The organism is Mesorhizobium sp. M7A.F.Ca.US.006.01.1.1 (genome assembly GCF_003997935.1).
Classification (GTDB): Bacteria; Pseudomonadota; Alphaproteobacteria; order Rhizobiales; family Rhizobiaceae; genus Mesorhizobium.
On sequence record NZ_RZQL01000075.1, the window covers coordinates 14,677 to 27,159 of the forward strand.

Genomic DNA, 12,483 nt, shown 5'->3' on the forward strand with positions numbered 1-12,483 from the left:
GATCAGGATATCGAAAGGGTGCCTCTCGCATTCCCCCGAAAATTTTTGAAAGTGTTTTTGTCGCACTCCGCTCGACCGGGACTTATGCATCGCCTTTAATTGGCGCACAATTCACTGTTGATACTTGATCGTACCGGGCCAATTCGCTCGTACCGGAAATGGGAGGCGGCCAATGGCAGAAACGTCGAATGCCGATGGCGGGCGTCTGACGACCCATGTCCTCGACACGGCGACCGGCAAGCCGGCGGCGGGACTGTCGATCGCGCTTTATCACTTCGAGGGCAAGGCGCGGACACATTTGAAGACCGTTGTCACCAATGCCGACGGCCGTTGCGACAAGCCGCTGCTCGCCGGCGCGGAGTTCCGCATCGGCGAATACGAACTGGTCTTCGCCGCCGGCGACTATTTGCGCCAGCAGGGGCTGAACCTGCCGAAACCCGCCTTTCTCGATGTGATACCAATCCGCTTCGGCATGGCCGAACCGGTGCACTATCATGTGCCACTGCTGGTCTCGCCTTACGGCTACTCGACCTACAGGGGGAGCTGAGGCATGGCCAAAATTAGCATCCGCAGCGAGATCCGCTTCATCCTCAATGGCAGGGATGTGGCGCTTTCGTCGGTGGCACCCGACGCGACCCTGCTCGACTGGCTGCGGCTCGACCGTTCGCTGCGCGGCACCAAGGAGGGCTGCGCCGAGGGCGACTGCGGCGCCTGCACCGTGTTGGTCGGCAAGCTCTCCGCTGGCGGTCTGGTCTATGAAAGCGTCAATGCCTGCATCCGCTTCCTCGGCTCGCTCGACGGCACACACGTCGTGACGGTCGAGCATCTGCGTGGCGGGCCAGGCCAATTGCACCCGGTGCAGCAGGCGATGGTCGATTTCCATGGCTCGCAATGCGGCTTCTGCACGCCGGGCTTCGTCATGTCGCTCTATGGCTTGTGGATGAAGTCGCCTGACCCGTCGAACGCGGATATCGAAAAGGCCTTGCAAGGCAATCTCTGCCGCTGCACCGGTTACGAGGCGATCATGCGCGCCGCGCATGCCATCTCCAGCTACGGCAACGCGGCAAAGGACCCGCTGGCCGCGGAGCGCAAGGCGATCACGGCGAGGCTCGAGGCCATGCATGACGGCGCCCGGGTCGAGATGGGAACCGGCAAGGCGCGGCTGGTCGTGCCGGCCGATGTCGACGATTTCGCCGCCGTGCTGGACAAGGAACCCGGCGCCACCATAGTTGCCGGCTCTACCGATGTCGGCCTATGGGTGACCAAGCATATGCGCGATATTTCGCCGGCCATTTTCATCGGCAATCTCGACGGACTTTGCACCATCTCGGAAGACAGGGGCGTCATTTCGATCGGCGCCGGCGTCACCTACACTGACGCCTTCGCGACGCTGGCGAAGCGCATCCCGGCGCTGGGGCCATTGTTCGATCGCATCGGCGGCGAGCAGGTGCGCAACATGGGCACCATCGGCGGCAACATCGCCAACGGCTCGCCGATCGGCGACACGCCGCCGCCCTTGATCGCGCTCGGCGCACGCCTCCTCCTGCGCAAGGGCAAGAAGCGGCGGACGATCCCGTTGGAAACGTTCTTCATCGCCTATGGCAAACAGGATCGACAGCAGGGCGAATTCGTCGAAGCCGTACACGTTCCTATTCCCGCCAAGGACACAAAATTTGCTGTCTACAAGATCACCAAGCGCCGCGATGAAGACATTACCGCAGCCCTCGGCGCCTTCTTCCTGACGCTGACTGGGGATGGCAGGGTGGCGGAGGTGCGCATCGCCTATGGCGGCATGGCGGCGACGCCGAAGCGGGCGTCTTTTGTCGAAAAAGCGCTGCTCGGCAAGCCGTGGACCGAACAGACGGTTGAGGCAGCGACGGCCGAATATGCCAGGGATTTCACCCCGCTCACCGATATGCGGGCCTCGGCCGAATATCGCGCCCTAGCAGCGAAAAACCTGCTGTTGCGCTTTTTTGCCGAGACTTCCAGCATCAAGGCACCCATCCAGATATCACGCAACGAGGCGGCCTGATGTATTTCAACGCCAGCGAGCAAACAGCCGAATGGTCGCGAGTAGCGTCCTTCTCCCCGTTCACGGGGAGAAGATGCCGGCAGGCAGATGAGGGGCGGCGCCGTCGTCGGTCTTTGTCCGCGAGATTGTCAGCGTCAGTGCTGCCCCTCATCCGGCCCTTCGGGCCACCTTCTCCCCGTGAACGGGGAGAAGGGAAAGGGAGCGCACGATGAACAAGCACGCTGCGCCCAACCTCAAAGCCGAAAAGATCGCTGGCGGCGTCGCCACCGATCAGCGCCACGATTCCGCGCACAAACATGTCAGCGGCACCGCCGTCTATATCGACGACATGCCGGAACCGGCCGGCACGCTGCATGGCTGCCTAGGGCTTTCCAGTGCCTCGCATGCCACCATCGCCAGCATGGATCTCTCGGCGGTGCGTACAGCGCCCGGCGTTGTCGACGTGCTGACGGCCAGTGACGTGCCGGGCGAGAACGACATCTCGCCGACCGGCCGCCACGACGAGCCGGTGCTGGCCGATGGCAAAGTGCAATTCTACGGCCAGCCTATCTTCTGCGTTATTGCGCAGACGCGCGAGCAGGCGCGTCGCGCCACCAGGTTGGCCAAGGTCGAATACAAGGAATTGCCCTTCGTCACCGACATTGGTGCGCTCGATCCGAAGAAGGACAAGCTCGTCACGCCGCCTCTCACCCTGAAACGCGGCGATGCCGCTACTGCGATCCGTCAGGCGCCGCGCCGGCTGAAGGGAAAAATGCGCATCGGCGGCCAGGAACACTTCTACCTCGAAGGCCACATCGCCATGGCCATTCCAGGCGAGGACCAGGATGTCACCATCTATTCCTCGACTCAGCATCCGAGCGAAGTCCAGCATATGGTCAGCCATGTGCTCGGCGTGCCGAGCAACGCCATCACGGTGGAAATCCGCCGCATGGGCGGCGGCTTCGGCGGCAAGGAAACGCAGGGCAACCAGTTTGCCGCATTGGCCGCGATCGCCGCGAAGAAACATCACCGCGCCGTGAAGATCCGGCCCGACCGCGACGACGACATGATCGCCACCGGCAAGCGCCACGATTTCCTCGTCGACTACGAAGTCGGCTTCGATGACGAGGGCAACATCCTCGGTGTCGATTTCATGTTCGCGGCGCGCTGCGGTTTCTCGTCGGACCTTTCCGGCCCGGTGACCGATCGCGCGCTGTTCCACTGCGACAACACCTATTTCTGGCCGACGGTGCATGCGCAATCGGCGCCGCTCTACACCAACACCGTGTCGAACACCGCTTTCCGTGGCTTCGGCGGCCCGCAAGGCATGGTTGGCGCCGAGCGCGTCATCGACGAGGTGGCCTTTGCGGTCGGCAAGGATCCGCTCGATATCCGCAAGAAGAATTTTTACGGCACATCAGATCGCAACATCACGCCTTACCACCAGACGGTCGAGGACAACATCATCCAGCGCATCGTCGCCGAGTTGGAGCAAAGCGCCAACTATGCCCGGCGGCGGCGCGAAATATCGGCTTTCAATGCCAACAGCCGTTTCATCAAGCGCGGCCTGGCGCTGACGCCGGTCAAGTTCGGCATCTCGTTCACTGCCACGCACTACAATCAGGCCGGTGCGCTGGTGCATGTCTACACCGACGGTTCGGTGCATCTGAACCATGGCGGCACCGAGATGGGGCAGGGCCTCTATGTCAAGGTTGCGCAAGTGGTGGCGGAAGAATTCCAGATCGACCTCGACCAGGTCAAGATCACCGCGACCACGACCGGCAAGGTGCCGAACACTTCGGCCACGGCAGCGTCGTCCGGCACGGATCTCAACGGCATGGCGGCGCAGAATGGCGCGCGCCAGATCAAGGACCGACTGACCGATTTCGCCGCCGAAAAATACCAGGTGCCGCGCGATCAGGTGCTGTTCCTGCCCAACCGGGTCCGCATCGGCAACCAGGAAATCGCCTTCGCCGACCTCGTCAAGCAGGCGTATATGGCCCGCATCCAGCTGTCGGCGGCGGGTTTCTACAAGACGCCGAAAATCCACTGGAACCGCGACAAGGGCGAGGGCCGCCCCTTCTATTATTTCGCCTATGGCGCCTCGTGTTCGGAAGTCTCGGTCGACACACTGACCGGCGAGTACATGGTCGAGCGTACCGATATTCTGCACGACTGTGGCCGCTCGCTGAACCGCGCCATCGACATCGGCCAGATCGAGGGCGGCTTCATCCAGGGCATGGGCTGGCTGACGACGGAAGAACTGTGGTGGGACGCCAAGGGCCGGCTGCGCACGCATGCGCCGTCGACCTACAAGATCCCGCTCGCCTCCGACCGGCCGAAGATCTTCAACATCACCTTGGCCGACTGGCCGGAAGCCGGCGAGCCGACGATCCACCGCTCCAAGGCGGTCGGCGAGCCGCCGTTCCCGCTCGGCATGTCGGTGCTGCACGCGCTGTCGGACGCGGTGGCCAGTGTCGCCGATAACAGGATTTGCCCGCGCATCGATGCCCCCGCCACACCGGAACGCGTGCTGATGGCGATCGAGCGGCTGAAGAAAGAGGCCGGCGCCTGAATCCGGCCCCAGGGTCGGCAATGCGTGCAATCCGGGCCCAAAAAACCTATATTTCCCATTCGGGAACGTGAACCATGAACTCGAACGTGCAAAGCCTGAAAGCCTTTCTCTCCAGCGCCGGCCGGGTTGCCCTGGTCGAAGTGGCCGGAACAAAAGGCTCGACGCCACGCGAGAAGGGCGCCTTCATGCTCGTCTCGCAGACGGCGATCTTTGGCACCATCGGCGGCGGTCAGCTCGAATACATGGCGATCGACAAGGCCCGGCAGATGGTGGGTAAAGAAGCCCGCATTGAAGTCGACGAGATCTGCGCCACCCTCGACGTGCCACTAGGCCCCGAGATCGGCCAGTGCTGCGGCGGGCGTGTCGAAGTTTTGATCCGGCTCGTCGATGCCGCGCTTGCCGCCGAACTGGTTGCGGTTGCTGAAGCCGAGGAGGCGCACCTGCCGCATGTCTACATCTTCGGCGGCGGCCATGTCGGCCAGGCGCTGGCGTCGACGATCGCACTGCTTCCCGTGCACGGCGTCGTCATCGAGACGCGAGCCGAAGCACTGGAAGGCATGCCCGAAACCGTCGAGACACGGCTGACAGCTATGCCGGAAGCGATGGTGCGAAACGCTCCCGCCGGCGCCGCCTTCGCCATCCTGACCCACGATCATGCGCTGGATTTCCTGATCGTCGCCGAGGCGCTGAAACGCGGCGACACCGCCTATGTCGGCATGATCGGATCCAAGACCAAGAAAGCAACGTTCAGGAACTGGTTCCTGAAATCGGCGGACGGCAGCCAAGCCGAGTTTGCCCGACTCGTCTCGCCAATTGGCGGCGACACCGTCAAGGACAAGCGCCCGCAGGTCATCGCGGCGCTGGCGGCGGCCGAGATCATGACCGCGCTGGTCAGTCACAACGCAGCCTTAAGTGCCGACCATCAAGTTCCGCATGGCAGGGTGATGGCAGGCTAAGCTGCGCCACAGCTAAACCGGCCGCTTCAGCCCCAGATGGTCGCGCAATGTGCGGCCCTCGTACTCCGTGCGGAACAGGCCACGCCGCTGCAGTTCCGGCACGACGAGCGTGGCAAAGGCATCGAGTTCGCCGGGGAAATAAGAGGGCATGACGTTGAAACCGTCGGCCGCACCGCCTTCGAACCGCGCCTGCAGTTCGTCAGCGACATGGGCCGCTGTGCCGACGATGCGCCAATGGCCGCGCGCGCCCGCGAAATGCCGGGCCAGCTGGCGAATGGAAAGGTTGTCGCGGCGTGACTGCTCGACGACCAGCGCTTGCCTGCTCTTCATCCCCTCGCTCTCCGGCAGGTCGGGCAGCGGCCCGTCGATCGGATGGCGCCACAGGTCGGAGATGCTGAGGTAGCTGGACAAAAGCGCCACGCCGACATCGTCGGGGATCAGCGCCTGCAATTCCTCGTATTTTTCACGGGCCTCCGCTTCGGTCTCCGCCACCACCGGTGCGACGCCCGGCATGATCTTGATGTCGTCGGGTTCGCGCCCATAGGCCGCCAGACGCCCCTTGAGATCGTCGTAGAAGGTCTTGGCTTCCTCGAAGGTCTGCGCTGCCGTGAACACCACATCGGCGGTGCGGGCGGCGAGGTCGCGGCCGACATCCGAGGCGCCGGCCTGGACCATCACCGGTGCGCCTTGCGGCGAGCGTGGCAGGTCGAGCGGGTCGCGAACCGAAAAGCTCTGGCCGTCGTGGCCGGAGGCGCCGAGCTTGCCGTTCCAGAGCCCGGTGACGACTTCGGCGAATTCACGCGCCCGCTCATAGCGATCGGCATGGGGCTTGAGGCCGGTCGAGCCGAAATTGGCGGCCTCGATGGGGCTGGCCGAGGTGACCAGGTTCCAGCCGGCCCGGCCACCGCTCAGATGGTCCAGCGACAGGAAGGCTCGCGCCAGGCCATAGGGCTCGTTGTAGCTCGTCGAGGCCGTTGAGACGAGGCCGATGCGGCTGGTCTGGACGGCAAGCGCCGAAAGCAGGCTGATCGGCTCGAAACCGATCGAGCGCGACGTCTGGCTGGCAATGCCGACATCGGCTTCGCGCAGGCCGGCGGCGTCCTCGCAGAAGATCATGTCGAACTTCGCCGCCTCCGCCGTGCGCGCCAGCTGGATGTAATGGTCGATGTCGATGCCGGCCATCACATGCACCTTGGGATGGCGCCAGGCGGCGATGTGATGGCCCGTCGCCCACAGAAAGGCACCAAGCTTCATCTGGCGAGCGGTCATTGGCCACCTCCGCCGGCAAGCCCGAGATGCGAGCGCAACGTTTTTCCGCGATAGCTTTCTCGAAACAGGCTACGCTGGCTCAGTTCCGGCAGAACCAAGCCGACGAAATCGTCGAGCGCTGAAAGCTGTGCCGGCATCAGGATGTTGAACCCGTCGCAGCTTTTCGCCCGGAATTCCTTTTCCAGCCTGTCGGCGAGGGCAGCCGGCTTTCCATCGGCGGCAGGCGCGACGCTCGTCAGCACTTTCACCGCATTTGGGTCGCGTCCGCACGCCGTGACACGGCGCCTGATATCGTCATAGCGTTCTGTAGCGCCCTCCACCGGTCCGCCGTCCAGCAGGATGACATCGGCGGTGCGGGCGGCAATATCCAGGTCGGCTTCGCTCAGACCCGACAAGACAAGCACCGGCCTGTCCTGCGGTGACCGTGCGACGTTCAGCGGTCCGCGCACGGAAAAGAACGCGCCCTTGTGATCGAGAAAATGCATCTTTTCGGGGTCGTGGAAGCGGCCGCCGCTCTGGTCGAACAGCAGCGCGTCCGCATCCCAGCCCTGCCACAGACCTTGCACGATGCCGATATATTCCTCACTGCGACGGCGGAAATCGTCAGGCGAAAATCCTTCGGGCCGGCTGAAATTGGCTGCTTCCCGTGGCGCTTGCGTCATGGTTGCGTTCCAGCCACTGCGGCCATGGCTGATGATGTCGAGCGAAGCGAAACGGCGTGCCAGATTGTAGGGTTGCTGGGCAATTGTCGAGGCAGCGGCAACCAAGCCGATCCTGCTTGTGACAGTCGCCAATGCGGCCAGCAAAGTGGTCGCTTCGAAGGGCATCGGACTGTTCGCGGCACCGCCGCCGGAAGCTGGCGCGGCATCGGCAAGCAGCACCATGTCCAGCCCGGCGGCTTCAGCTTTTTGCACAAAACTGGCCAGGCGGCTGAATTCCAGCCCCGGTGATGGATCGGCGATCCCCGGAAACAGCGAAACGGCAAGATGCATTGTGGCGCCGTTGTCCATCGATGGTCCCTGCGAGACGAAATACCACCAGAACTATGTTCGCCGTCGTGGGATGGCAACCGCCGGCGCTGTGCCAAACGCCGGTCACTTGCCGGCCAGCATTATTTGCCAGCAAGCAGATCGTTGATCAGCCGCTGGCAGCGTTCGGCCATGAAGTCGAGCAGCAGCCGCACTTTTGGATCCTGCAGCTTCTTGTGCGGATAGACGGCGGCGAACTGCACCGGCGTTGGCGGCGTACTGCTCAGGATCACTTTCAGCCGCCGGTCGCGGATGAAAGGCTCGACCTCGAAGCGCGGCTTGTTAATGATGCCGCGTCCAGACAGCGCCCAGCCGGTCAGCACGTCGCCATCGTCGGTGTCGTAGGGCCCGTGTACCTCGAACTTCTGCGGGCCCGTGGGGGTCTGCAGCGTCCACACATATTCGCGCGCGCCGGAATAACGCAGCATCAGGCAATCATGCTTCTTGCCGATCAGTTCCTGCGGCTCAATCGGTTCGCCGCGTGCCTCGAGATATTTTGGCGCCGCCACCAGCACGCGCTCGCATTCCATGATGCCGCGCATTCTGAGGCTGGAATCCTCGATGATGCCGAGCCGGAAGGCGACGTCGATGCCTTCCTTCATGATATCGACATTGTGGTCCGAGAGCCTGAGCCGCACCTCGATGTCAGGATATTTGTCGTGGAAATCCGGAATGCCCGAAGCCACCAGCCGTCGCCCGAGGCCGAGCGGCGCGGTCACGCGGATGGTGCCGCGCGGCTGGCCGGAAAGCGCCGATACAGCAGCTTCGGCCTCGGTGATCGCCTCCAGCACCTGCTTGGCACCTCCATAGAAAACCGTGCCATGCTCGGTCGGCATCAACTGCCGCGTGGTGCGGTTGAACAGCCGCACGCCAAGGTGCTTCTCCAGTTCCTTGATGCGGTTGGAGGCGACCGCCGGAGAAATGCGCATGTCGCGCCCGGCCGCCGACAGATTGCCGAGTTCGACGACGCGAACGAAGACGGCAATGTTGTCGAGATAGGCCATGCGGTTCTGTGGCTTTCCTGAGGTCGCCTTCGGGCGGCTCCCATCCTGCTGCGTGTGACTACCCTAGTATTTTCCATTTTTTTTTGAAAGTCATCGTGCACCTCGCCTCTTTCCGTTTGCGCGCCACTCCGTAAAGTCATCCGATCGGCAGGGACGACTTCAATGATGGATTTCGCGATTTTCTGGGACTGGCTGAGTTTTGCCGTGCGCTGGCTGCATGTTGTCACCGGCATCGCCTGGATCGGCTCGTCCTTCTACTTCGTCGCGCTCGACCTTGGCCTGCGCCAGCGTCCGGGCATGCCTGTCGGCGCCTTCGGCGAGGAATGGCAGGTGCACGGCGGCGGCTTCTACCACATCCAGAAATATCTGGTGGCGCCGGCCGAGATGCCCGAGCACCTGACCTGGTTCAAATGGGAATCCTACGCCACCTGGCTGTCCGGCTTCGCTATGCTGTGCGTCGTCTATTATGCCGGAGCCGATCTGTTCCTCATCGATCCCAACGTGCTGCCGATGTCGGTGCCTACAGGCATCCTGCTGTCGCTGGCAACGATCGGCGTCGGCTGGGTGGTCTATGATCTTCTGTGTCGCTCGCCGCTCGGAAAAAGCGACACCGGCCTGATGCTGGTGCTCTACTGCGTGCTGGTGTTCATCGCCTGGGGGCTGACGCACCTGTTCACCGGGCGTGCCGCCTTCCTGCATCTGGGCGCCATCACCGCCACGATCATGTCGGCCAATGTCTTCATGGTCATCATCCCCAACCAGAAGATCGTCGTCGCCGACCTCATCGCCGGCCGCAAGCCCGATCCGAAATACGGCAAGATCGCCAAGCAGCGTTCGCTCCACAACAATTATCTGACCCTGCCGGTCCTGTTCCTGATGCTGTCGAACCACTATCCGCTGGCGTTCGGCACTGAGTTCAACTGGGTTATCGCCTCGCTGGTGTTCATCATCGGCGTGCTGATCCGGCACTATTTCAACTCGGTCCACGCGCGCAAGGGCAACCCGACCTGGACCTGGATGGCGGCACTCGTCCTGTTCATCATCATCATCTGGCTGTCGACCGCGCCGAAAGTGCTGACCGGCGAACCCAAGGAATCGGCGGCGGCGCAAATCTATGTCGCTTCAGCGCATTTCCCGGCGGTGCGCGACACCGTGCTCGGCCGCTGCTCGATGTGCCATGCGGCGGAGCCGGTCTATGAGGGCATCTATCATGCGCCCAAGGGCGTGATGCTCGACACCGATGCCGACATCGCCAACCACGCCCGGGAAATCTATCTGCAGGCCGGCCGCAGCCACGCCATGCCGCCGGCCAACGTCTCCCAGATCACGGACAAAGAACGCGCGCTGCTGGTGGCCTGGTTCGAAGGCGCAGGGAAATAAGCATGAATTCGACACTTCTGCGCGGCCGCACGCTGTCCTTCGTGCGCTGGCCGCAAACCATCGATGACCACTCCGCCTGGCGCTACGAGGAGGATGGCGGCCTGCTGATCCGCGATGGCAGGATCGTCGCCGCAGGCACCTATGCCGATGTTGAAAAGCAGGCCGGCGAGACGGCGAAGAAAATCGACCACCGGCCGCATCTGCTGCTGCCGGGCTTCATCGATACGCATGCGCATTTTCCGCAGATGCAGGTCATCGCCTCCTATGGCGCGGAACTGCTCGACTGGCTGAACACCTACACTTTTCCGGAAGAAACGAAGTTCGCCAACGCCCAGCACGGCCGCCGCATCGCGCGGCTGTTCCTCGACGAAATGGTGCGTCATGGCACCACGACGGTTGCCGCCTACTGTTCGGTGCACAAGGCTTCGGCCGAGGCCTTCTTTGCTGAGTCGCATGACCGCAACATGCTCAACATCGCCGGCAAGGTGATGATGGATCGCAATGCGCCCGACGGCGTGCTCGACACCCCGCAATCCGGCTACGACGATACGAAGGCGCTGATCAAGGAGTGGCATGGCAAGGGACGGCAGCACTACGCCATCACGCCGCGCTTCGCCATCACCTCGTCGCCGGAGCAGATGGAGATGACGGGCGCGCTGTGTCGGGAATATCCCGACCTGCACATGCAGACGCATCTGTCGGAAAACCACGCCGAAATCGCCTTCACGCAGCAACTCTATCCGTGGTCGCGTGACTATACCGACGTTTACGAGCACTACGGGCTGTTGGGGAAAAAGAGCCTGTTCGGGCACTGCATCCATTTGTCGGAGCGCGAAGCGGATGCGCTTTCCGACAGTGGCTCGGTGGCGGTGTTCTGCCCGACCTCGAACCTGTTCCTCGGTTCCGGCCTGTTCGACTACCAGCGCTTTCGTCGCCGCGACAAACCGATCCGGATCGCCGCCGCCACCGATGTCGGCGGTGGCACCAATTATTCGATGCTGCGCACCATGGACGAAGGCTACAAGGTGATCGCGCTGAACGGCGAGAAGCTCAACCCGTTCCAGTCCTTCTGGCAGATGACGCGTGGCAATGCCGAGGCGCTGTCGGTGGCGGAAAAGATCGGCACCCTGGACGAGGGCACCGATGCCGACATCGTCGTGCTCGACGCCAGGGCGACGCCGGCGATGCGGCTCAGGATGGAAACGGTCGAGACGCTGGCACAGGAACTGTTTCTCCTGCAAACGCTGGGTGACGACCGCACTGTCCGCGAGGTTTATGTGGCGGGGCGACCAGCCAAGGCTGACATGATCGTGGGGTAAGACCCCCCTCACCCCGAGGGGAAGGACCGCAGCTCGACGGAGTGGGGGTCGACCCTTGGCGGGGCCACACGATCGCCGCGACGGAAGCTTGACCGGGCGGAGCTTGTCGTACACACGATTTGTGACTGACTTCGGAGAAAGAAAATGGCCGCTGCGGACGACATCGCTCTGATCCAGAAACAGGAAGAGATGCTGGTCTTCCCGGCGTTCGACGAGGCCGTCGCCTTCGAGATCGGCGCAGCGATCCGTGAGCGGGCACTGGCCGAGGCCATGCCCATCATTGTCGATATCAGGCTGTGGGATCGGCCGCTGTTCTACGCCGCGATGCCTGGTTCGAACGCTTCCAATCCCGACTGGGCGCGGCGCAAGATCAATGTGGTCAAACGGTTCCTGAGAAGCACCTATCGCATGGTATTGGAACAGCAGCGCCCCGACCGCAGCTTCAAGATTGGTGAGGGGCTGGATATTGCCGACTATGTGCTGGCCGGCGGGGGCTTTCCGGTGACCCTCAAGAGCGCCGGCGTCATTGGCGTGATCGCCGTTTCCGGATTGCCGGAGCGCGAGGATCACGGCGTCGTCGTCGATGCGCTGTGCGATCATTTGGGCGTCGACAAGCGTGGCTTGGCATTGCCTCGGGAAGCCGAATGACCGTGCTCGACCCCAAATCGTTCCTCGTCTCCATCTTCAACGCCGCCGTCGCCGCCGCCGATCCGGAACGAACCATCAGGGATCATCTGCCGGCCAAGCCAAAGGGCCGTACCATCGTCATCGGCGCGGGCAAAGGCTCGGCGCAGATGGCGGCAGCGTTCGAGAAAGTGTGGGACGGCCCCATCGAGGGGCTGGTCGTCACCCGCTATGGCTATGGCGCGACCTGCGAGCGCATCGAGATCATCGAGGCGGCTCATCCGGTGCCGGACGCTGCCGGTCTGGAAGCCTCGCGC

11 protein-coding genes are annotated in these 12,483 nt (G+C 63.1%); 8 read left to right on the forward strand and 3 right to left on the reverse strand.

Annotated features, from left to right (window positions below; genetic code table 11):
- Positions 1–172 precede the first annotated feature (172 nt).
- The 4 genes from uraH (at position 173) to xdhC (ending at position 5,542) form a co-directional block, all read left to right on the forward strand.
- Positions 173–547, forward strand: a complete 375-nt coding sequence (gene uraH / locus EN943_RS15220) for a hydroxyisourate hydrolase (protein ID WP_127413240.1) — start codon at positions 173–175, stop codon at positions 545–547.
- A 3-nt stretch (positions 548–550) separates the two neighbouring features.
- Complete coding sequence (gene xdhA / locus EN943_RS15225) at positions 551–2,032, forward strand: xanthine dehydrogenase small subunit (protein WP_127413242.1); 1,482 nt, start codon at positions 551–553, stop codon at positions 2,030–2,032.
- A gap of 208 nt (positions 2,033–2,240) precedes the next feature.
- Positions 2,241–4,586, forward strand: coding sequence for a xanthine dehydrogenase molybdopterin binding subunit (gene xdhB, locus EN943_RS15230; protein ID WP_127413244.1), 2,346 nt, complete (start codon positions 2,241–2,243; stop codon positions 4,584–4,586).
- A 74-nt stretch (positions 4,587–4,660) separates the two neighbouring features.
- The gene (xdhC, locus tag EN943_RS15235; protein ID WP_127413246.1) at positions 4,661–5,542 is read left to right on the forward strand and encodes a xanthine dehydrogenase accessory protein XdhC; all 882 of its coding nucleotides are present in this window, start codon (positions 4,661–4,663) and stop codon (positions 5,540–5,542) included.
- Positions 5,543–5,554: 12 nt separating this feature from the next.
- Here the strand turns inward: xdhC and EN943_RS15240 are convergent, their stop codons facing one another.
- From EN943_RS15240 to EN943_RS15250, 3 genes are all read right to left on the reverse strand, one after another.
- Positions 5,555–6,811, reverse strand: a complete 1,257-nt coding sequence (locus EN943_RS15240; protein ID WP_127413247.1) for an LLM class flavin-dependent oxidoreductase — start codon at positions 6,809–6,811, stop codon at positions 5,555–5,557.
- On the reverse strand, positions 6,808–7,821 hold the full coding sequence (locus tag EN943_RS15245; RefSeq protein WP_127413248.1) for an LLM class flavin-dependent oxidoreductase: 1,014 nt from the start codon (positions 7,819–7,821) through the stop codon (positions 6,808–6,810). The genes EN943_RS15240 and EN943_RS15245 overlap by 4 nt, the downstream gene beginning before the upstream one ends.
- A 101-nt stretch (positions 7,822–7,922) precedes the next feature.
- Entirely contained in the window at positions 7,923–8,843 is a 921-nt protein-coding gene (locus EN943_RS15250) for a LysR family transcriptional regulator (protein WP_027039874.1), read from the reverse strand.
- A gap of 162 nt (positions 8,844–9,005) precedes the next feature.
- Here EN943_RS15250 and EN943_RS15255 point away from each other — a divergent pair, with 162 nt between their 5' ends.
- From EN943_RS15255 to EN943_RS15270, 4 genes are all read left to right on the forward strand, one after another.
- Positions 9,006–10,223, forward strand: coding sequence for a urate hydroxylase PuuD (locus tag EN943_RS15255; RefSeq protein WP_127413250.1), 1,218 nt, complete (start codon positions 9,006–9,008; stop codon positions 10,221–10,223).
- A gap of 2 nt (positions 10,224–10,225) precedes the next feature.
- Positions 10,226–11,542, forward strand: a complete 1,317-nt coding sequence (gene guaD / locus EN943_RS15260; RefSeq protein WP_127413251.1) for a guanine deaminase — start codon at positions 10,226–10,228, stop codon at positions 11,540–11,542.
- Between the two features lie 144 nt (positions 11,543–11,686).
- Positions 11,687–12,190, forward strand: coding sequence for a heme-degrading domain-containing protein (locus EN943_RS15265; RefSeq protein ID WP_127413253.1), 504 nt, complete (start codon positions 11,687–11,689; stop codon positions 12,188–12,190).
- A partial coding sequence (locus EN943_RS15270; protein WP_127413255.1) for a DUF4147 domain-containing protein occupies positions 12,187–12,483 on the forward strand: 297 nt, incomplete at its 3' end. The genes EN943_RS15265 and EN943_RS15270, both read left to right, overlap by 4 nt.